This is a genomic window from Bacillus sp. CDB3 (assembly GCF_002081505.1).
GTDB classification, from domain to species: domain Bacteria; phylum Bacillota; class Bacilli; order Bacillales; family Bacillaceae_G; genus Bacillus_A; species Bacillus_A cereus_AT.
Map to the genome: position 1 here is coordinate 52361 of NZ_ALBR01000097.1, position 21786 is coordinate 74146.

The following is a 21786-nucleotide window of genomic DNA, read 5'->3' on the forward strand; positions in this document are numbered from 1 at the left end:
TTACCAACTGTTAAAAATTCTAAAGAGCATGTCGATTACTGTCAAGACTTATGCGGGAATCTGAATATGACAAAAAGATTACAAGAAAAAATCAAGGTATAAATCTACACCTTGATTTTTATTTAAATACATATGTTGGATGTAGAGATAATAGAAATTATTCGTGTTTAAGAAGATGACATGTTGGATTGTAACAAGCTTTGAGAAAAGGATTTTTGTAGCATTTTTGTGATAGGGCCAACTTGACCATCTTGAATTGCAGTTCCATCAAGGTGGGTCATCGGTAAAATTTCAATAGTCGTTCCCGTAAAGAAGCATTCATCTGCTTGATAAACATCGCGAACGCTGAACAGTTCTTCTTGTACAGGAATACGAAGGGTTTTCGCTAAGGAAAGGACATATTGACGAATAATGCCATTTAAAATAAGGTGATTGGCTGGATGTGTGTAAAGAGTTCCATTTTTTATGAGAAAGAAATTAGAACAGCTTCCCTCAGTTACAGTACCGTTTCGTACGAAAAGTGCTTCTTTACAACCTTTGCGTTCAGCTTTCGTAGCAGCTAATACATTGGGTAATAAATTTAAAGATTTGATATCACAGCGTAGCCAGCGCGTATCTGGTTCTGATATAGCACGTACACCATATTCAATCCATAAAGCTGGTCTTTCCTTCTTTGTAATATAGGCATAGATTGTCGGAGGGACGTCATATGAGAATGCATGGGTACGGGCTTGTACACCACGAGATACTTGCAAATAAATAGTACCATCTTCGTGGAAATTATTACTTTCAATTAGTTTGTAAAGTAGGATAATAAGCTCTGCTTTTGAGAAAGGAAGTGATAATTCTATTTCTTCCATGGAGCGATATAACCTTGTGATATGCGGATCTAATAAGTGGAAGTTCCCTTTATATAGGCGAATAACCTCATAGACACCATCTCCAAACTGCAAGCCTCTTTCTTCAAGTTCTATGTACGCGCTATGTTTTGTTGTATCAATAACTGCATCATTCCATAGTACAAATTTTTCGTATGCCAATTTTCGTCCCATCCTTTCGTTAGTACATGAATAAAAAGCACTCTAATTATTTTTATGTGAGCAATTCTCTTCATATGACGTATATGTATTTGAAAATTATAGAGAAGTAGTGGTGATTTACTAACGCCCGATTGGTGCGGGCTAATAATCAGCGGGGGATGAATAACCCCCCACTGATTAAAGTTTCACTTTATAGCATTTTGTATATACAAATTCGAAAATAGTAAATGAGAATCCTGCTTTTTGAAATAAAAAAAGCAACATTCGTATTGAATGTTGCACAAGGAGGGTAGCTATCTTTCATAGGGACATCGTCTTATTAAAAATTTTAGTAAGACAATTATAAGAAAGTTGAAAACAAATGGTGCGCATATTTCTCTAAGGGATCTTATCGCAGATGAGAGATAAGAAATATGTGAAACCTCGTTTACATATTTTATTATAAAGATACTTCATTAATGTAGTGTAAATATTCGGTGAAGGTTATGTAATTTTAAAGTTAATGAATTAGGAGAGGAAGGATAGCAGAAAATAAAAAAGAGGCTGAGATTACTCAGCGCTCTTCTTTTCTTCTTTAATAGCTGTTTTTACTTCACCAGTTTTGATTTTATTGCTTTCAGAGAAGCGAAGTAAGTCGCCTTCAATGATTTTGTCTGACATGTTTAATTCATTATGTGCACGATCAATAAGTGGTTGAGCTTCTTCTTTTGGTAATTGCAGAACTTCACCAGTGTGGCGATCGTAGAATGTACTGTTTGTGTACATATACTTATCTGTAATGAAACTACCGTCACGAAGAACAACAAATCCTGTATTATCTGGTGAGAATATGTCATGACCGAATTGAATTTGATTCGTAGAATCTACACCAAGTAAGTTTAGAATTGTTGGTTTAATGTCAATTTCACCAGTTGGTTTTGAAATTGTTTTACCTTCTTTTTGACCTGGAACGTGAATAAACATCGGTGTTTTTTGTAAGTTCATATGGTCAAATGCAGTAATTTCTTCTTTTCCTAAGAACTGTGCCATTGCACGGTTATGGTTTTCAGAAATACCATAATGGTCACCGTAGAATACGATCACAGAGTTGTCGTAGATGCCTTCAGCTTTTAGACGCTCAATAAAGTGTTTCATTGCTTCGTCTAAATAACGAGCAGTTACCATGTAACGGTCAAATACGCCATCGCCTGAATTGTATTCGTCGATTAATTTCGTACTGTCATCATAAGTGAATGGGTAATGGTTTGTTAAAGTAAGGAAACGAGTATAGAACGGTTGCTTCACTTCTTTTAACATATCGATAGACTGATCGAAGTATTCGATATCTTTTAGTCCCCAGTTTAGTTTTGTTTCTGGTGTAATCTTGTAGTCAAGTTCGTTGTAGTAACGATCATAACCAAGTGCCGGATACATAATGTTACGGTTCCAGAATGTTGCGTTGTTTGCGTGGAATACTGATGTGTGATACCCTTGCTGACGCAAAATCTCTGGAGTTGCTGTATATTCGTTGTTACCGTGTGTGAAGAATACAGCACCACGGTCTAGTGGATATAATGAAGTATCTACTAAGAATTCAGCATCAGATGTTTTACCTTGACCAGTTTGATGGTAGAAGTTATCGAAGTAATAACTTTCTTTCGCAAATTGGTTTAAGAATGGTGTAACTTCTTGTCCGTTAACTTGCGCACCAATTAAGAATGTTTGTAATGATTCAAGAGAGACAACAATTACGTTTTTCCCTTTTGCAGTACCAAACATATTTGGATCTGGTTTACTTTGTGTTGTTTTCACATAGTTTTCTGCTTCTTGCAATTTACTACTATCAGCAAACGCTTTTTGTGAACTTGATTTTGCTTGTAAGCCAAGATCGTATGCTTGGTGTACATATAATCCTAAGTTTTTAACAAGCATAACGCGGTCGAATGAACGTGTTAATAGTTCTGGACGCTCAGCTTCTGCAAATCCTAGGTTTACGAAGAAAATAGCAATTGTTGACACGAAGTATAGGGAACGCATCGGACGTGCTACACGCTCTGTCGGTGCAAAATTTTTCTTCTTCTTCAATAGAACGAAGAATACAATAATATCCGCAAATGCAAGGATGATTTTGTAGTTAAATAATTCTTTCACACTAGAACCTAAACTTCCGAAATTAGATGTTTGTCCTAGTACTGGTAAAGTAACGAAGTCATTGTAGAATCCGTAGAACATTACGTTACCAACAAGGATAAACGTTAAGATAAAGTTGATTCCTAGTGCTATATAGTTACGTTTTTTCCCTTTTGCAAATAATGCAAGACCCACAAACAGTAATGATGCTGCTAATGGACTAATGAATAGAATGAATTCTTGCATAAAAGATTCAAGTTTTAAATCGAAGCTAGTGCGTGTAATGATGTAGGTTTTTAGCCATACGGCCAAAGCTACGAATAAAGTGAAACGCACATTTTGAAATTGTGATTTCATGGTTTCTTTCATTCATTTCCACCCTTTCTCTATCAGGCTTGGTCGATTTTGGAGCGAAAAATGTTAAAATAAAAAATACATAGTTTTCTTGGCCATAATTAGAGTTTCTATATTCACCCATATACGACTTTAACTATGCATACCCTTTTTGGTTTCTTGTGCTGCTCATAAGCATAACGTCATTTCTGTATTATACAACAAAATTCATTTCTGAGAAACACTATAACATTTTACATTTTTTGTATGTTATTTGTCACTACCAGAGAAAACTTTAACATTCGTTTATATGCTCGTCAACTAGAAAATATAATAAATATAGAAAAGAATGTTAGGTGGAATCGAAAATTTTAAGGTTGAGAAATATGAAATGCAAAGCTTAAATTGGCTTTCTAGAAAACTATTATATGAAGGGAAATACGAGAAAATAAACGAACACTTGTTCTTTTTGGGTTTGTTTGTTACAATGAAATTTATTGATAAATTTTGTGTAATTTTGATGAACTTTTACTGATAACATAAAGTAGCTTATTTCTTTTGAAAATAGGGAGGCTTTTAAATGAAACAAAAATTTTCAGTGGAGGCGTTTTGGAAGAAAATAAAACATGTTGCAAAGCAAGCTGGTCAGTCTGTAATTTATGTGAGTTTATTGTTGTTTTACGTTTTGCAAAGACCGGATGTTCCAAAACGAGTGAAAATTATTGTAATTGGAGCACTTGCTTATTTTATTGCACCGATTGATGCAATCCCAGATTTCATTGCGGGAATTGGTTATACGGATGATTTGGGTGCGTTAACGGCCGCACTATTACAAGTATCGTTATACGTAAATGAAGATGTGAAAGATAAGGCACGAGTGAAGTTGGCAGAATGGTTTGATTCGGAGATAGACACATCATTTATCGATCAAAAATTAGATCAATAGGTGAGAACTGTCATATGGTGACAGGGCGAACGTAAGCGAGGAAGTGCATTATGCCATCAGGAAAAACGCATACGAAAATAAACTTAATATCTCTTCCAGTTGTTTTGTTTATGCTCTTTTCGTATGGATTAACAAATTTTGATTTTTTATTAACTTTTGCAATTGGCTTTTTAGTAGGTACTTCATTTTTAACACCGGATTTAGATACGTATAGTAATGCGTATAATAAATGGGGATTCCTCCGCATTTTTTTGGTATCCATATAGGAGCGTAATGCCCCATCGTTCCTTCTTCACACATACGATTATAATTGGTGATATTATTCGTATTGCATACATGTTAATCGTGTTTTCTCCGTTTTTATTCCTATTAAATGTAATCGCACTCGATGGAAATTTAATAGAAATTGCGAAGAAACATGAGGTTGAAATTGTAACGTTCGTAATGGGCATTGTAGTGGCGAGTACGCTCCACATTATAGCGGATAAAGTGAACACACGCCGAAAGAAAATGATGAGAAAAAAGAAGAAACGCAGAAGATAAAGAAACCGTCCCAAAAGGTATTTTGGGACGGTTTTTTTCTTATTAATAGGTAGGTTATGCTTGTCGTATCGCCGATAAAATTTCATTTACCATCATGCGACAGTTTCTTTTTAATCAAACGTTTGTTTAAAGTTAAGCTTTCAGTACTTTAATACCTTTTACGATATTCCAAATGAAGTAGTATAAGCTAATGATTCCGCAAATACATAGAACAATCATTGCTCCGATTCCAAGTGTTACATCTGACTGATCAGATCCGATGCCCATAATTCCTAAAATGACTAATCCAATAAATGAAGCGATGCTTGGAATGATATGTGTCCATAGAGCACGTTTTGCATGCGGTTTTGTTTCAGAGTCGCCTACAATCCAAACGATAATAGGGAATAAGATAGGCGCGAATAGTACACTAAAGTATGATAAAGCTGCTAATATTTTGTTTCCGTTCATATATATCACCTCATAAGTAATGTCCGTTGTTTATACCTTTAGTATGCAGTAAATTTGGCGAGCGTCCTATCGATTAACATTACAAGAATGTGACTCTTTTGTAAGATTTCTATTTTAAATAATATAATTTTCAAAAAAATCTTTTTAAATGGAAATTGTTGTGATAAAATTAATGAAAACGTTTTCTTAAACGTTTTTTATTTTAGACTTAAAGGTATGATGACCTGATAGTCTATTGATGGGGTTATGTTTATTTAAAAGGGGATTATTGAGGGGGAGAGAACAATGAACACATGGACACAAGTTTATGATCCGTTCGGGAACATTTGGATTTCTGCAGCGGTCGCACTTATTCCGATTATCTTTTTTTTCTTAGCTTTAGCAGTTTTCCGTATGAAGGGGTATGTGGCAGGATTTATTACAGTTGTACTTACAATTTTGGTGGCGTTATTTGCATATAAAATGCCATTCACAATGGCAATGGCAGCGACGGGATACGGTTTTTTATACGGATTATGGCCAATTGCGTGGATTATTATTATGTCAGTATTTTTATATAAAATTTCCGTGAAAACAGGTCAATTTGATGTTATTCGTGCATCTGTATTATCAATTACGAATGACCATCGTTTACTTGTTATTTTAATCGGTTTTTCATTTGGAGCATTTTTAGAAGGGGCAGCAGGATTTGGTGCACCAGTAGCGATTACGGCAGCGCTTCTTGCAGGTCTTGGCTTAAATCCTTTATATGCGGCTGGTCTTTGTTTAATCGCAAATACGGCACCAGTAGCATTCGGAGCGATGGGAATTCCGATTACAGTTGCTGGACAAGTAACTGGTATTGATCCACATAAAATTGGACAAATGGCTGGGCATCAATTACCGTTCTTATCATTATTTGTTCCATTCTTTATCGTATTTTTAATGGATGGATTTAAAGGAGTAAGACAAACGTGGCCTGCTTTATTTGTAGCGGGTAGCTCATTTGCAATTACGCAGTTCATTACAGCGACGTTCTTAGGACCAGAACTTCCGGATATTACATCAGCACTTGTAAGTTTAGTGAGTTTATCGCTTTTCTTAAAAGTTTGGCAGCCGAAAGAAATTTATCAATCTAAAGAAGCGAATAGTGAAGTAGCTGCGGCGACGACGGTGACATCTATGCCGAAACTAACAGTAGGAAAAGTAGTAAAAGCATGGTCTCCATTCATTATTTTAACTGTGATGGTAGTCATTTGGAGCCAAAGTTTCTTTAAAGCGTTATTTGCTCCGGGCGGTGCTTTAGAAAGTCTTGTGTTTAAGTTTGAAGTTCCGGGCTTGCACAATTTAGTAATGAAAGCAGAGCCAATTGTAAATAAACCAACGCCGTATGAAGCAATCTTGAAATTAGATATTTTATCAGCGACGGGAACAGCAATTTTAATTGCTTGTATCATTTCTATCTTTATTTTGAAAATGAGTGCAAAAGATGCAGTAGTAACATTTAAAGAAACGTTAAACGAACTGAAGATGCCAATTCTATCTATCGGATTCGTATTAGGATTCGCATTTATCGCAAACTATTCTGGTCTATCTTCTACATTAGCGTTAGCACTTGCTGGAACTGGCGGACTATTCCCGTTCTTCTCACCATTCTTAGGTTGGATTGGGGTATTCTTAACAGGGTCTGATACGTCAGCGAATGCACTGTTCTCGAATTTACAAGCGATTACAGCGCAGCAAGTCGGTGTATCTGAAGTACTTCTCGTTGCAGCAAATACAACGGGCGGTGTAACAGGAAAAATGATTTCTCCGCAATCGATTGCAATTGCTTGTGCGGCAGTTGGACTTGCTGGAAAAGAATCAGATTTATTCCGCTTTACAGTGAAGCATAGTTTGTTCTTCGTAATTATTGTTGGTATTATGACGTATGTTCAAGCATATTATTTAACGTGGATGATTCCATAAACAACAAAAGAAATAAACTTTGCATTTTTCAGATTATCGTGTATGATGGGAAAGTATTGAAAATTAAATCAGTGATAAACTAGGGGTGCCTAACGTATGCGTAGGCTGAGAGAGAAGCGCGTGAACTTCTTAACCCTTTGGACCTGATCTGGCTCGTACCAGCGTAGGGAAGTTAACGGCTTTACATAATGATGCCTTTTATGAGCCAGGTCCTTATTTTTTTATGGACCTGGCTCTTTTTATTTTGGCATGCGCTGGCCATATCTCGTCCTTGTCACGAACAGGGGGGCAACAAAGGTTATGAAACAATCTGTTTCAGCTGAGCAAATTGAATTGAAATCGAGTTTACCAGGAAGTAAGAAAGTATACGTGGATGGACCACGTGAAGGTATGAAAGTACCGATGCGTGAGATTGAACAAAGCGATACAAATGGTGTTCCAAACAAGCCGATTCGTGTGTATGATACGAGTGGCCCTTACACAGATCCTGCGTATAAAGTGGAGCTGGAAAAGGGGATTCCAACGCCGCGCCATTCTTGGATCATGGAGCGCGAGGATGTAGAGGCATACGAAGGGCGCGAAGTGAAACCAGAGGATGACGGTGTGAAGGTGGCTTCGAAACATACACCTGTTTTCCCGCAAATGGATCGCAAACCACTTAGAGCGAAGCAAGGTGAAAATGTTACGCAAATGCATTATGCGCGTAATGGCATCATTACGTCTGAGATGGAATATGTTGCGATTCGTGAAGGAGTAGAGCCTGAGTTTGTTCGTAAGGAGATTGCAGAAGGTCGTGCGATTTTACCTGCGAATATTAACCATCCGGAAGCAGAACCGATGATTATTGGCCGTAATTTTCACGTGAAGGTAAATGCGAATATCGGAAACTCTGCTGTATCTTCTTCTATTGCAGAAGAAGTAGAGAAGATGACGTGGGCAACGCGCTGGGGTGCAGATACGATTATGGATTTATCTACAGGTAAAAACATTCATACAACACGTGAGTGGATTATTCGTAATGCTCCTGTACCAGTTGGAACGGTACCAATTTATCAAGCGCTTGAAAAAGTAAACGGAATTGCAGAAGATTTAACGTGGGAAGTGTATCGTGATACGTTAATTGAGCAAGCGGAGCAAGGCGTTGATTACTTTACGATTCACGCTGGCGTATTACTTCGTTACATTCCGATTACTGCAAAGCGTACGACAGGTATCGTTTCACGCGGTGGTTCGATTATGGCGCAGTGGTGTTTATTCCATCATAAAGAAAACTTCCTATACACTCATTTTGAAGAGATTTGTGAAATTATGAAGCAGTACGATGTTTCGTTCTCTCTTGGAGATGGATTACGTCCAGGGTCGATTGCAGATGCAAATGATGAAGCACAATTCTCTGAGCTTGAAACGCTTGGTGAATTGACGAAAATTGCTTGGAAACATGATGTGCAAGTGATGATTGAAGGACCTGGGCATGTACCGATGCATTTAATTAAAGAGAATATGGAGAAAGAACTTGATATTTGTCAGGGCGCGCCGTTCTATACACTTGGACCGTTAACGACAGATATCGCACCAGGTTATGACCATATTACATCAGCAATTGGAGCTGCGATGATTGGTTGGTTTGGAACTGCGATGCTTTGTTATGTAACGCCGAAAGAACATTTAGGATTGCCGAATAAGGATGATGTCCGCGAGGGTGTTATTACGTACAAAATTGCAGCCCATGCGGCTGATCTTGCGAAAGGGCACAAAACGGCTCATCAGCGTGATGATGCACTTTCAAAAGCTCGTTTTGAATTCCGTTGGCGCGATCAATTTAATTTATCTTTAGATCCCGAACGTGCGATGGAATACCACGATGAAACATTGCCAGCAGAAGGCGCGAAAACGGCTCATTTCTGTTCAATGTGTGGACCGAAGTTTTGTAGTATGAGAATTTCACATGATATTCGTGAATATGCGAAAGAAAATGATTTAGAAACGACAGAAGCAATTGAAAAAGGAATGAAAGAGAAAGCGGAAGAATTTAAAGAAACTGGTAGTCATTTATACCAATAACACGTTACACCTCTTTACTTGATTGATCACACTGTACCTAACTTAAATATAGAAGAAGCCCCTTTGCTAAGACGGTAGCAAAGGGGCTTCTGTTGTCTATAAGGCGAAGAATAGGTGTACCCAGTAGTACAAGAGGAATAATGTGACGACTGTTGTGAGAGGAATAACGATAAGGGATACGCTTAAATAATCTTTCCATTTCACTTTAATTTTGTTTTGTCTTAGTATATACATCCAAATGAGAGAAGCTAGCGTACCGATTGGTAATAATAGTGAACCGATGTCACTTCCAATAATGTTTGCGAGATAGATAGTTTTTAATGTGACTGGGTCTAGTCCCATTTCTGTTAATGTGATTGTACCAATCATAAGTGCAGGGTGGTTATTGAAGACGTTAGAGAGGAGAGAAACGAGTCCGCCCATTGCAAAGCTAGCATAAAGTAGATGCTGACTTACAACTGGCTCGAGCCATTGTACAAGTGCGGCTGTTAACCCTGCATTGTGAAGCCCGTAAATAATTACATACATAGAGAAAGCGAAAATTAAAATGTGCCACGGTGTCTTTTTCAAAATATCGACAGGGTTTGTTCGTAAGTAGTACCATCTCCAAATGAGAAGAACGAGTGAACCGAGTACGGCAACAATTTCGATTGGAATCGATAAGAAGGATGCAACGAATAGAAGACAGCGCATAAGGAAGACGAAGCCTAATACTTTTAACATAAATTTTGTACGTTTTTGTTTCGTATCAACAGAATTTTTTCCTTTTAACGGGTGGAAGTTTTTCGTGAAGAATATTTCTTCGATATCATATGAAGAAACAGGTAATCTTTCTGGTAGCTTTTTCTTTAAAACTGTATACATAAGCCATGACATAAATAGTAGTCCTAATGTTGCTGGTACAAACATCATAGCTGTGTGCATATAAAGAGTCATATGAACGATATTTAATGCGATTAAGTTTACGATATTACTTACACCAATTGGTGCACTAGATGCAGTAGCGATTAAAGCACCGCTTAATAAATAAGGGATTTGTTGATGAGGTTTTAATTTAAGGTTTCTCAGTAGTAAAATTAAAATCGGTGTTGTAATTAAAATGCTACCGTCGTTATTGAATAAAAGAGTCATAAGAAAACAAAGTAATTGAATATACCAGTATAAACGGCGACCGGAGCCCTTTGCTAAATTTGCAAGTTTTGCTGCGGACCAGTGGAAGAAGCCGAAGCTTTCTAATATAACCGCCATAACGATGGTCGCTAATATTGTTATGGAGGCACCGCCAATTTTACTAATAATGTCCATGACGTCTGGTTTTGATACAAGCCCAGTAATCAGGATAATGGCAGCGCCAATTGCTGCCGGCCACGCCTCATTTAAACCACGAGGTCGCCAAAAGATAACAATCATCGTTAAGAAGAATACAATAATAGTAATCCATATTTCAATGCTCATATTCTGCCTACCTTTCTATTTTTCCTCGAATCAATGTAGCTTGTCTCAAGGGTTATATTGGTAGTATATTCGGCAAAAAATAAGAGGAACTAGACGTATAATAGAAGAAAGTGAATATGTGTTTTTCAAGCTATAGGACAAGTATACATACTAGTGAAATAACTATTGGGATAGACGTCTAATAAATGAGGGGCATTCTATGTACGAATGCCCCTCATTTATTATTTTTCTTTCAAAAAAGTTCGATCCTTCAAGAATAAATTCCAGAAGAAAATGAATCCGGGTAGTAAAATTGCAATTCCGATTGCGTAAAGAATAAGAAGTGCATAGAATGTTTCGACCGTCGTAAAGCTTGTAAATACAGTTACGTCTGGGTAAATGATATACGGTAAATGGGCGACACCGTAAGCGTAGCTTGCAAATGCATATTGAGCGACGACAGCTAAAACTGCAATGCGAGGAAATCCTAGTGTGCCATACTTCTTATTTGTCCACCAAAGGGAGGAATATCCGATAACAAATAAAACGATAGAGACTGTAAACCATGGGAATTGCTTTATTAATCCTTGCATAAGCCAGTGTGTTTCAGGGTCCATTACAACGAGGGCAATAATAGCAGTAACGAGCGTTGCCGGACCAAGTATGATGGCATTTCTTCTATAAATTTTATATGCATCTTCTGAACCTTGTTCTCTCGCAAAATCAGCAAGGAAGAGAGAAGATAGAAATAGTTCCGAAGTTAGTCCGAAGAGCATATAACAATAAATAACAGGACTTGAAAGAAGTTTTCCGTAAAGGAGTACTTCTTTTCCTTCAGACATTGTAATATATGCACCTTCTGTAACAGGTAAAACGGTAATTAATAGGGCTGGAATTAAGAGCCCTGTAATACCTGAAATAATCCGAAGAAGGTGTTGGTACTTTGGCAGGGAGTAGGCAAATACCATAAATGTACTACGGATTGCAACGAGTACTAGAATTAGCATGACTGGTACGAACATAACGGTTGCAAGTGTAAAGGCTGCTTTCGGAAAGAAACCAAGGAAAGCGACAACGACAAAAACGAGAAACGTATTTGTTACTTCCCAAGTTGGTGATAAGTATCGATTGGCAAGCTTGGCAGCAAGTGTCGGATGTTTAGCGTATACCATGCCCCAAAAACCCGCTCCAAAATCAATAGACCCGAGTATACTGTATACGAAAATAAGGGCCCATAAGATGATGATTGCAATGCTTTCCTCATGCACGAGAATCGCCTCCTTGGTGATGTAAGTCATTCTTTAACGGATGTTTCTTAAAGAATGTCCGTAGTACGAAGACTGTTAAAATACCGAGTCCGATATATAAAATGATGAATAGAATAAATAAAGGACCGACGAAATCAGCGCGTGTAGAAGCATCGACTGTACGTTGCATACCATAAATTGTCCACGGCTGACGACCACTACAGCTGAAAATCCATCCGAATTCAATACCGAGCATCATAACTGGCCCACATGCGGCAGCTCCCCAAAGAAGCCACTTCGGTAACTCTGATCCTTTTTTCCGGTAAACAAAGTACCAATATAAGAGAGCGATCGCTGCAACTGCAAAGGTAAAGGCAGCAGTGCCTACCATTAAGTTGAACAGAGTATGTGTGTAAAATGGTGGCCATGTTTCTTGAGGAAATTCATTTAGCCCTTTTACAACAGTGCTAGGATCGAGTCCAACTAGTAAGCTGAGCATGTTCGGAATTTCGAGTGCATAGTTTAGTTCAAGTGTATTAGGATCCACAACCCCGCCAATCGATAAAGGAGCGTGTGATGTCGTTTCAAATAAAGCTTCAGCAGATGCTAATTTTTCAGGTGAGTGCTTATGTAAGGCAATCGCTGATTCATGTCCCGAGATCCACATCGTAGCACCTGTAATAAATGTAACGACAAGCCCTAACAGTAATCCTTTTTTATGATAAGCAATTTCACGCGCACTTAAATTTTTCTTTAATAATTTAAATCCAGCGATGGAAGCGATGACGGCCGCTCCGGCTGTATAAGCTGTAATAACGACGTGGAATGCACTTGTGCCAAAGCTTGGGTTAAAGAAAGCTTTCCAAGGATCAACGTTAAAAACTGAGCCATCTGGTCCCATTGAAAAGCCCGCAGGTGTATTCATCCATGTATTTGCTGATGTAATAAGCACGGCGGATGCAGTGGCGCCAATCATAACGAAAAATAACGAGATTAACCTCATAAATGGAGGTAATTTATCAGCTGCATATACATAAATAGACATGAATAAAGCCTCTAAAAAGAAGGCGAAAATCTCAATTTGAAACGGAACGGAAATAACTTGGCCAACAATTTTGGCGAAACCAGGCCAAAGAAGTGAAATTTGTACACCAACAATTGTTCCAGTTGGAATTGCTACACCGAGAAGGATAGCAAAAGCCTTCGTCCATCTTTTTGCCATAATGGCATAGTCGGAATCTTTCTTCCAGTGATAGAGTATTTCACTTATAAAAATCATCAATGAAAGCCCGACTCCAAGTGTTGCAAAGATAATGTGGAATGCTAGTGAAGAACCAAAAAATGCTCTTGCTAATGTTACGGTATCCATATGTATACTCCTCTTCTTTTTTGCCATTATTTTCTGATTGAATTGGAAGATTTATTCAATAAAATGCCAAAAATATATATGCATTAAAAAAAAGGAATGTGTTAATATAGTTTTGAATATTCGAAAAAGAAAGAAATGTTCATTAGGTAATATTTTGTTTGTTTTTTAGAGAAGAATATTTTATAATCTTTTATGCGAACATAAGTTCTGTTTTGGCGTGTTACGTTTATGAAATGAAGAAGTTTATGTGAAATGGAGAGGGTGTCTTATGTATCCTGAAGTCATTAAAAAGATGGCATTTTCAAAAGAGCATAGAGATTTATTATTAAAGTTATATAATAAAGAAATTACGCGTCGTGAATATGATCGACTTGTGGAATCGCTATATAGACCTTCTAAAGAGGTTTGTGAGGGGTAATATAAAAAAGACAATCTAAATGATTGTCTTTTTTCAGGCTGTGGAGAAAGTCTTCTCCACAGCCTGTTTTTGTGTCTGAACCTCTTTTTATGTGTCAACACTGATAAAAAAGAGGAAAAGGAGAGATTTCTTATGATGGGTGCTTTAAAAAATCATCGCGATGAACGTGTATCTGTTTCTGTAGAAGAGTTAGTTCCACAAGATCATTTCCTTCGTGCGATTGAAGCGACAATTCGTTTTGATTTTATTGAGGAGAAGTTACGCCCTTATTACTGTGAAAACAATGGACGTCCGTCAATCCATCCTATCGTTTTATTCAAAATGATGTTTATTGGATATTTTTATGGTATTCGTTCTGAGCGTCAATTGGAAAAGGAGATTAAAACGAATATCGCCTACCGTTGGTTTTTAGGGTTTTCTCTATCAGATACTATTCCAGATCATTCTACAATCAGTTGGAATCGCCGTACCCGTTTTATTCATACAAATATTTTCGAAGAAATTTTTGATGAGATTGTGAGGCAAGCGACGGAGAACCGGATGGTGGGAGGACGTGCACTGATGACAGATTCTACACATATTAAGGCCAATGCTAATAAAAATAAATTTGTACATAAATATAAAAAAGAAAAGGCAAAGTTTTATATAGATGAACTAGAAGCTGCGGTAATCGAAGATCGTGAGGTACACGGAAAAAAGAATTAAAACCTAGAAAGGAAAGTGATACCCCTACTAAAAAAACTCGTATAAGCACTACGGATCCAGATAGTGGATTTTTAATGAGAGATGGAAAACCGAACGGTTTTCATTTCTTAGATCATCGTACAACTGATGCGAAGTACAATATCATTACAGATACCTATATAACGGCTGGAAATATGGCAGATTCCGAGCCGTATTTAGCACGTCTACAAGCTCAAATTAATAAATTCGGATTTAAGGTGGAAGCTGTAGCTCTTGATGCAGGCTATTTTACAGGTTATATCTGTAAGAAATTATCAGAAAGAAATATATTTATGGTGATGGGGTATCGCCGATTTGGAAAGCGAAATAAAGAAGTACCGAAAAGCCAATTTAAATATGTAGAAGAAATGAATGCATTTGCTTGTCCGATGGGATGTATTTTAGAGTATGCGACAACGGATCGCGAAGGATATCGTCAATATAAATCGAATCCAGAAGACTGCGCTGTTTGTCCGCTACGTGAGGTGTGCTTTTCAAAGAAACAGAAACAAAAAGTTATCACTCATCATGTATGGGAGAAATATAAAGATATCGCTAGAAAAAACAAGCTAACAGTTACAGGGAAAAAGTTGTATAAAGTACGCTGTTCAACTATAGAGCGAAGCTTTGCGGACGCCAAAGAACTCCATGGCTATCGATATGCTCGGTTTCGGGGGCTGAAGTCTGTCCAAATGCAGGCTTATCTCACCTCAGCTTGTCAAAATATGAAAAAAATAGCCCTCCATCTGACCAAAAAGGGTCTGGTGGAGGGCTATTTTTCTAAATTCTATTATTTTATGTTGTTTTCATTTGCTAAAATCAAAAAGATTTCAGAGTGTTGGGAACCCTAAAGGGTTTCCCAACACTCTGAAAAAAGACAATCTAAAGGATTGTCTTTTTTATATTCGCGTATGTTCTGATAAATTTAGGTTAGCCTTACTAAGGAGGTGAAAAGTTTGCGAAAACGTTTATATATAGGGATTGGGGTTATTCTCTTAATCGCTTTAGGAGGAATTGTATTTTGGTCGGCTTTACAAGGAAACCGTACGGAGCATTTTATTTTAAGACATATGGTAAATGAAAATGGAACACTTGCAACGTATCGTTTAGCAGATACAAAGGCAGGAACAGGTGAGGCGAAGGGTCGTGAAGCTTTATCAGAATCGGCAGGACTATGGCTACAATATACTCTTGATAAAGATGATCAGTCACTATTCGATGAACAAGTAAAGGTTATTCAAAATAATTTTGTACATAAGGATCACATCGTTTTATGGAAAATCTCTGAAAAGGGAGAAATGCAGTCAGCCACCAATGCACTTATAGATGATCTTCGTATTATTGAACAATTATATCGTGCTTATGAAATGTATCAGGAAGAGCGCTATAAAAACCTTGCTGATCAATTGAGCAATGCTGTACTTCGTTATAATAAAAAAGATAATTATTACGTGGATTATTATGATGCAGATGCAGGTAAACAAAATAAATTTACAACAACATCTTACATAAATCCTCATGCATTCTCTTATATGAAAAAGTACGGGGAAATTTCTGCACAGCAGTATCAGGAAGTCGTGCAGTTTTTAGCAAATTATCCGAGAGAGGGTTGGGCATTTCCGAAAGAGTATAAAGAAGATGGTACATTTACATACGATAAAGAAGTGAATCTTATTGATCAATCATACGTTGCGTATCATCGTAGTTTAGGTGGTCTTTCATCAGATGCTTATTTGGAGTTTATAAAGAAAAAATTCCATGAGGACGGAAAGTTATACGGTCGTTATAACTTAGAAACGGGAAAACAAACGGTAAACTATGAATCACCAGCATCTTATGGATTAACAATTTTGTACGTATTACAAACAGGTGATACAAAGTTTGCGAAGGAATTGTATGAATGGATGACTACATTCCGAAATGATAACGTATTTAGTAGATATTACGGTGGATACGTAACAGGCGAAAATAATAATACGCATATTTTCGATAATGTATTACCACTTTTAGCTGAAATGGAATTAGAGAAGAGCAAGAAATAGAAGGTGCCATTCCTAAAGGAATGGCACCTTCTCAGGCTGTGGAGAAAGTCTTCTCCACAGCCTGTTTTTGTGTCTGAACCTCTTTTTATGTGTCAACACTGATAAAAAAGAGGAAAAGGAGAGATTTCTTATGATGGGTGCTTTAAAAAATCATCGCGATGAACGTGTATCTGTTTCTGTAGAAGAGTTAGTTCCACAAGATCATTTCCTTCGTGCGATTGAAGCGACAATTCGTTTTGATTTTATTGAGGAGAAGTTACGCCCTTATTACTGTGAAAACAATGGACGTCCGTCAATCCATCCTATCGTTTTATTCAAAATGATGTTTATTGGATATTTTTATGGTATTCGTTCTGAGCGTCAATTGGAAAAGGAGATTAAAACGAATATCGCCTACCGTTGGTTTTTAGGGTTTTCTCTATCAGATACTATTCCAGATCATTCTACAATCAGTTGGAATCGCCGTACCCGTTTTATTCATACAAATATTTTCGAAGAAATTTTTGATGAGATTGTGAGGCAAGCGACGGAGAACCGGATGGTGGGAGGACGTGCACTGATGACAGATTCTACACATATTAAGGCCAATGCTAATAAAAATAAATTTGTACATAAATATAAAAAAGAAAAGGCAAAGTTTTATATAGATGAACTAGAAGCTGCGGTAATCGAAGATCGTGAGGTACACGGAAAAAAGAATTAAAACCTAGAAAGGAAAGTGATACCCCTACTAAAAAAACTCGTATAAGCACTACGGATCCAGATAGTGGATTTTTAATGAGAGATGGAAAACCGAACGGTTTTCATTTCTTAGATCATCGTACAACTGATGCGAAGTACAATATCATTACAGATACCTATATAACGGCTGGAAATATGGCAGATTCCGAGCCGTATTTAGCACGTCTACAAGCTCAAATTAATAAATTCGGATTTAAGGTGGAAGCTGTAGCTCTTGATGCAGGCTATTTTACAGGTTATATCTGTAAGAAATTATCAGAAAGAAATATATTTATGGTGATGGGGTATCGCCGATTTGGAAAGCGAAATAAAGAAGTACCGAAAAGCCAATTTAAATATGTAGAAGAAATGAATGCATTTGCTTGTCCGATGGGATGTATTTTAGAGTATGCGACAACGGATCGCGAAGGATATCGTCAATATAAATCGAATCCAGAAGACTGCGCTGTTTGTCCGCTACGTGAGGTGTGCTTTTCAAAGAAACAGAAACAAAAAGTTATCACTCATCATGTATGGGAGAAATATAAAGATATCGCTAGAAAAAACAAGCTAACAGTTACAGGGAAAAAGTTGTATAAAGTACGCTGTTCAACTATAGAGCGAAGCTTTGCGGACGCCAAAGAACTCCATGGCTATCGATATGCTCGGTTTCGGGGGCTGAAGTCTGTCCAAATGCAGGCTTATCTCACCTCAGCTTGTCAAAATATGAAAAAAATAGCCCTCCATCTGACCAAAAAGGGTCTGGTGGAGGGCTATTTTTCTAAATTCTATTATTTTATGTTGTTTTCATTTGCTAAAATCAAAAAGATTTCAGAGTGTTGGGAACCCTAAAGGGTTTCCCAACACTCTGAGAAGGTGCCATTCCTAAAGGAATGGCACCTTCTATTTGTGGCGTTATTTGTTTATAAATCGATATTCCTTGTCGATATAATTTTACGTCCTAATATTGGAGAAGTAATCAATCACGAATTCACGAAATTGCTGGGCAGTTTTTGATAAGTAACGTTTCTTCGACCAACTTAAGCCAATGGTTCGCTCACAATTAGGTTCAATAATACGTAACTTATTTGGTGCTAAAGTAGAGTTTTTTAATAAAGTTAAGCTTGGAACAAATGCGATGCCAAGACCTTGCTTAATGAGGTCGCTAATCACGGTTGGTTCATCTACTTCAAAAGCGATATGTGGAGTGAAACCAGCTTCTTTACAAAATTCATCTGTTAAGTGCCGAAATCCGTAACCAGTGTTCATACTAATGAACGGTTCGTCTTTTACTTCATGCAGATGGATACTTTCGCGGCCTGATAAACGATGGCCTGAAGGGACGACTAAGAAAATTTCTTCTGTAATAAGTGGTTCCCAAACGATCTCCTCGCCTTCAATTGGTACAGAAGAGATACAAAAGTCAATTTCTATATTATCTAGTTGCCGTTTCATAGAAGGAGTAGACGCGAGAAATTGCTGGAATCGAACGTTAGGATGTTCTAGTAAAAAAGAACCGAGCAGTTCTGGTAATATTCGCGGAATAGAAACGGCTAGCGTAATAGAGCCTTGTTGTAATTCAGCTAAGTCTTTAATTTCTCGTTCCCCTTCACTTAATTCATGAAAAATACGTTCTACTCGTTTTAAAAATACTTTCCCGAAAGAGTTTAATATAATCTGTCGACCTTGGCGATCAAATAATGGGACGCCTAAGTCCTTTTCTAGTCTAGCAATTGTTTTGCTGAGTGAAGGCTGCGCGATATGCAATTCTTCAGCTGCTTTTGTCATATGTTCTAATCGTGCGACTGTCTGAAAGTATTTTAATTGAAGAAGTTCCATTTCTAATCTCCTTTCTATAGACCAAAAGGAATGAATTTATAATTAAAGATGTATTATACAGTATGGAAAGTGACGTGTATAGTAAATCTGTTAAACCATTCGACGGGTGTTAAATTGGAAGAAGGAGTATGTTTCATGAAGGGAATTCAACTTATATTTAAAGATTGGAAGGCGATGTGGAACCATAAACATGGACGTATCGCTTTAATTTTTTGTTAATCGTTCCTTTAATTTATTCAGGATTCTTTTTAGCTGGATATTGGGATCCATACGGAAATTTAGATAAATTACCAGTTGCGGTTGTGAATTTAGATCAGGGTGCTGCGATGGATGAAAAAACAATTCATGCAGGAGACGATTTCGTTAAAAATTTAAGAGAGAATAAGGAACTGGCTTTTCATTTCGTATCAGAAAAAAATGCTGATGAGGGGCTCAAAAAAGACAAGTATTATATGGTTGTTACGATTCCAGAGGATTTCTCTAAAAAGGTAAGTACACTTATGGATGAGAAACCAGAGCCGGCAAAGTTGCAGTACAAAGTAAATCCGGGTAAAAACTTTGTAGCAGCTCAAATTGGAACGACAGCTGTTGAAAATATGAAAACAAAAATTTCAAATAGCATTACGAAATCTTATACAGAAGGTGTCTTTTCAAAGTTTCAAGATTTGGCACAAGGGTTGAGTGATGCAAGTAACGGTGCTGGGAAGTTACATGAAGGAACGACGGATGCAAAAAATGGGGCGAATCAGCTTGCAGATGGTATTCATCGTTTAAGTGACGGGACAGTGAAGTTGAAAGAAGGAAGTGGTAAGCTTGCCTCTAGCCAATCGGCGTTAACAGGGGGAGCAAATGAGCTTAGTCAAGGAGCGACATCACTTCATAGTGGTATGGAGTTACTAGCGCAAGGTGAAAAAACTTTACAATCAGGAGTTAGTGAATTAAGTGCTGGTACAAATGAATGGGTGAACGGAAGTGAGAAACTTGCTGAGGGACAAGTAAAAGCGGATGATGCGGCAAGTAGTATGAAGAAGCAATTAGAGGAGTACATGAAAAGTCATCCAGAAGCACAGCAAGACCCTGCTTTTCAAAAAATCGTTGCTACTTCTAATGGATTAGCTCAAGCAACAAATACTTTGAATAATAGCCAAAAACAATTGACACAAGGCGCGAAGAAGCTTGCTGACGGTCAGCATAAGGTTGAAGAAGGCATGAATACATTCGGAGTTAAGTTAAGTGAAGCTACTGCTGGAACGAAAAAGATAGCAGATGGCACTTCGAATTTAGCTGATGGATTTGCGAAGTGGGGGAATGGATTTACTTCTCTACAAGAAGGTGTAAATCAGCTTGCGAGTGGTGGAACGGAGCTAAATAACGGTGCTGAGAAGTTAACGAACGGACTTGTTAAACTTGACGAGGGTGCGAAAGAACTTTCCACGAAATTGGGAGAGGGCGCAGAGAAGATAGCAGATGTTCGCAATGATGATGCACGCAATACGATGTTTGCAGAACCAGTTCAATTAGTGAAGTCAACAGTTTCTGACGTGCCTAACTACGGTTCAGGTATTGCACCATATTTCTTATCACTTGCATTTTATGTTGGCGGAATTATGGCATCGAATATTTTACCGCTTGGCCGTAGACAAAATATGAAGGTAAGTGGAACGGTACACTTTGTTAATAAACTAGGATTGGTATATTTAATTGGACTTATTCAAGCGCTACTTGTAGATGTAGTTGTGCTAGGCGTTATGAAATTAGAAGTTGCCAGTGTGCCACTCTTTGTTTTATCAAGTATTGTTATTTCCTTTACGTTCATGACGTTTATTCTTATGTTAGTAACGGTATTTGGTCTTGTTGGGAAGTTCGCAGCGGTAACGCTCCTTGTCCTGCAATTAGCGACGAGTGGGGGGACTTTCCCAGGAGAATTAAACGTAGCTGTTCTTAGCAAAATTGGACAGTTTCTCCCAATGTCTCATTCCCTTAGAGGATTACAAGATGTTATCTCTTTAGGAGATTGGTCGCAATTACAAATGCAAATTTTAATATTGTTATGCTACCTCGTTGTTGCTGGAGGAATTGCTTGGATTACGAGTCATATACAGCATAGAGAAAAAAGTGCAGAACAAGTTTCTTAAAATAAAAGAAGCTATCCGAATTTTTCCGGATAGCTTCTTTTATTTCTTTTCCATTACTGCAAAGTAATTATTTTCATTATCAGCAAAGTTGAATGCTCTACCAGTAGGTAAATCTACAACTTGTCCAACTGTGACATTTTTCTCAGAAAGATCTTTATATAGTTGATCTAAGTTAGTAGAGAAGAACATAAGTGAAGGCGTATTTAAGTTTAATTCAGGTTGCATCTTCGCAATTAACGCCTTATCGTGAAGGACGATACTTGTTCCGGCTTCTTTAGTTGGCGCAATTTCAATCCAGCGAAATCCTTGACCGTTATTTTCTTCCGCAACGATTTGGAATCCTACTGTTTCTGTCCAGAATTGCACTGATTCATCTTGGTTATTTACATATAACATAATTTGTCCAATTTGATTAATCATAGGTGTGTCC

Annotated in this window: 15 protein-coding genes, 2 pseudogenes and 1 riboswitch; of the genes and pseudogenes, 9 read left to right on the forward strand and 8 right to left on the reverse strand. The window is 37.5% G+C overall.

What is annotated here, in order from left to right:
• Window positions 1-167 precede the first annotated feature (167 nt).
• A complete protein-coding gene (locus tag CDB3_RS24425) occupies window positions 168-1052 on the reverse strand; it encodes a D-amino-acid transaminase (protein WP_097832401.1) in 885 nt (294 codons plus the stop codon).
• Window positions 1053-1589: 537 nt separating this feature from the next.
• On the reverse strand, window positions 1590-3518 hold the full coding sequence (locus CDB3_RS24430) for an LTA synthase family protein (protein WP_128856264.1): 1929 nt from the start codon (window positions 3516-3518) through the stop codon (window positions 1590-1592).
• A gap of 544 nt (window positions 3519-4062) precedes the next feature.
• Here CDB3_RS24430 and CDB3_RS24445 point away from each other — a divergent pair.
• Together CDB3_RS24445 and CDB3_RS24450 are read left to right on the forward strand one after the other, a co-directional pair.
• Window positions 4063-4428, forward strand: a complete 366-nt coding sequence (locus CDB3_RS24445; RefSeq protein ID WP_097832398.1) for a YkvA family protein — start codon at window positions 4063-4065, stop codon at window positions 4426-4428.
• Window positions 4429-4478: 50 nt separating this feature from the next.
• A pseudogene (locus tag CDB3_RS24450) lies at window positions 4479-4971 on the forward strand (metal-binding protein).
• Between the two features lie 132 nt (window positions 4972-5103).
• On the opposite strand, the gene CDB3_RS24455 reads toward CDB3_RS24450, so the two are convergent.
• On the reverse strand, window positions 5104-5421 hold the full coding sequence (locus tag CDB3_RS24455; protein WP_128856266.1) for a magnetosome magnetite crystal formation protein family: 318 nt from the start codon (window positions 5419-5421) through the stop codon (window positions 5104-5106).
• 285 nt (window positions 5422-5706) lie between these two features.
• Between CDB3_RS24455 and lldP the strand changes: the two genes are divergently transcribed.
• Together lldP and thiC are read left to right on the forward strand one after the other, a co-directional pair.
• Window positions 5707-7368 carry an L-lactate permease gene (gene lldP / locus CDB3_RS24460; protein ID WP_097832395.1) on the forward strand — a complete coding sequence of 554 codons (1662 nt, stop codon included), beginning with the start codon at window positions 5707-5709 and terminating at the stop codon, window positions 7366-7368.
• Window positions 7369-7439: 71 nt separating this feature from the next.
• Window positions 7440-7555: riboswitch (TPP riboswitch) on the forward strand.
• Window positions 7556-7668: 113 nt separating this feature from the next.
• Window positions 7669-9429: a phosphomethylpyrimidine synthase ThiC gene (gene thiC / locus CDB3_RS24465; RefSeq protein WP_128856267.1), complete on the forward strand. Its 1761-nt coding sequence runs from the start codon at window positions 7669-7671 to the stop codon at window positions 9427-9429.
• A 96-nt stretch (window positions 9430-9525) separates the two neighbouring features.
• On the opposite strand, the gene CDB3_RS24470 is transcribed toward thiC, so the two are convergent.
• From CDB3_RS24470 to cydA, 3 genes are all read right to left on the reverse strand, one after another.
• Entirely contained in the window at window positions 9526-10884 is a 1359-nt protein-coding gene (locus tag CDB3_RS24470) for an arsenic transporter (RefSeq protein ID WP_128856268.1), read from the reverse strand.
• A gap of 221 nt (window positions 10885-11105) precedes the next feature.
• A complete protein-coding gene (locus tag CDB3_RS24475) occupies window positions 11106-12131 on the reverse strand; it encodes a cytochrome d ubiquinol oxidase subunit II (protein WP_097832392.1) in 1026 nt (341 codons plus the stop codon).
• Window positions 12124-13479, reverse strand: coding sequence for a cytochrome ubiquinol oxidase subunit I (gene cydA / locus CDB3_RS24480; RefSeq protein ID WP_128856269.1), 1356 nt, complete (start codon window positions 13477-13479; stop codon window positions 12124-12126). The genes CDB3_RS24475 and cydA overlap by 8 nt, the downstream gene beginning before the upstream one ends.
• A gap of 268 nt (window positions 13480-13747) precedes the next feature.
• On the opposite strand from cydA, the gene CDB3_RS31845 reads away from it, so the two are divergent.
• The 4 genes from CDB3_RS31845 (at window position 13748) to CDB3_RS24495 (ending at window position 18234) form a co-directional block, all read left to right on the forward strand.
• The gene (locus CDB3_RS31845; RefSeq protein ID WP_000283176.1) at window positions 13748-13897 is read left to right on the forward strand and encodes a hypothetical protein; all 150 of its coding nucleotides are present in this window, start codon (window positions 13748-13750) and stop codon (window positions 13895-13897) included.
• 132 nt (window positions 13898-14029) lie between these two features.
• A protein-coding gene (locus CDB3_RS24485; protein WP_372708522.1) for an IS1182 family transposase occupies window positions 14030-15471 on the forward strand; the annotation gives its coding sequence in 2 pieces (ribosomal slippage) (window positions 14030-14591 and window positions 14591-15471; 1443 coding nt in all).
• A gap of 105 nt (window positions 15472-15576) precedes the next feature.
• Window positions 15577-16662, forward strand: a complete 1086-nt coding sequence (locus CDB3_RS24490; protein ID WP_128856270.1) for a transcriptional regulator — start codon at window positions 15577-15579, stop codon at window positions 16660-16662.
• A gap of 130 nt (window positions 16663-16792) precedes the next feature.
• A protein-coding gene (locus tag CDB3_RS24495; RefSeq protein WP_372708522.1) for an IS1182 family transposase occupies window positions 16793-18234 on the forward strand; the annotation gives its coding sequence in 2 pieces (ribosomal slippage) (window positions 16793-17354 and window positions 17354-18234; 1443 coding nt in all).
• 102 nt (window positions 18235-18336) lie between these two features.
• Here CDB3_RS24495 and CDB3_RS24500 read toward each other — a convergent pair.
• Complete coding sequence (locus tag CDB3_RS24500) at window positions 18337-19221, reverse strand: LysR family transcriptional regulator (protein WP_128856271.1); 885 nt, start codon at window positions 19219-19221, stop codon at window positions 18337-18339.
• 135 nt (window positions 19222-19356) lie between these two features.
• Here CDB3_RS24500 and CDB3_RS24505 point away from each other — a divergent pair.
• A pseudogene (locus CDB3_RS24505) lies at window positions 19357-21356 on the forward strand (YhgE/Pip family protein).
• Window positions 21357-21395: 39 nt separating this feature from the next.
• Here the strand turns inward: CDB3_RS24505 and CDB3_RS24510 are convergent.
• Entirely contained in the window at window positions 21396-21776 is a 381-nt protein-coding gene (locus tag CDB3_RS24510; RefSeq protein ID WP_128856272.1) for a VOC family protein, read from the reverse strand.
• Window positions 21777-21786 lie beyond the last annotated feature (10 nt).

Bases quoted from the DNA above. Each gene is read 5' to 3' on its own strand.
- CDB3_RS24510 (WP_128856272.1), bottom strand. From the start codon at position 21,776: ATGATTAATCAAATTGGACAAATTATGTTATATGTAAATAACCAAGAT.
- lldP (WP_097832395.1), top strand. From the start codon at position 5,707: ATGAACACATGGACACAAGTTTATGATCCGTTCGGGAACATTTGGATT.
- CDB3_RS24500 (WP_128856271.1), bottom strand. From the start codon at position 19,221: ATGGAACTTCTTCAATTAAAATACTTTCAGACAGTCGCACGATTAGAA.
- CDB3_RS24455 (WP_128856266.1), bottom strand. From the start codon at position 5,421: ATGAACGGAAACAAAATATTAGCAGCTTTATCATACTTTAGTGTACTA.
- CDB3_RS24445 (WP_097832398.1), top strand. From the start codon at position 4,063: ATGAAACAAAAATTTTCAGTGGAGGCGTTTTGGAAGAAAATAAAACAT.
- cydA (WP_128856269.1), bottom strand. From the start codon at position 13,479: ATGGATACCGTAACATTAGCAAGAGCATTTTTTGGTTCTTCACTAGCA.
- CDB3_RS31845 (WP_000283176.1), top strand. From the start codon at position 13,748: ATGTATCCTGAAGTCATTAAAAAGATGGCATTTTCAAAAGAGCATAGA.
- CDB3_RS24430 (WP_128856264.1), bottom strand. From the start codon at position 3,518: ATGAAAGAAACCATGAAATCACAATTTCAAAATGTGCGTTTCACTTTA.
- thiC (WP_128856267.1), top strand. From the start codon at position 7,669: ATGAAACAATCTGTTTCAGCTGAGCAAATTGAATTGAAATCGAGTTTA.
- CDB3_RS24425 (WP_097832401.1), bottom strand. From the start codon at position 1,052: ATGGGACGAAAATTGGCATACGAAAAATTTGTACTATGGAATGATGCA.
- CDB3_RS24470 (WP_128856268.1), bottom strand. From the start codon at position 10,884: ATGAGCATTGAAATATGGATTACTATTATTGTATTCTTCTTAACGATG.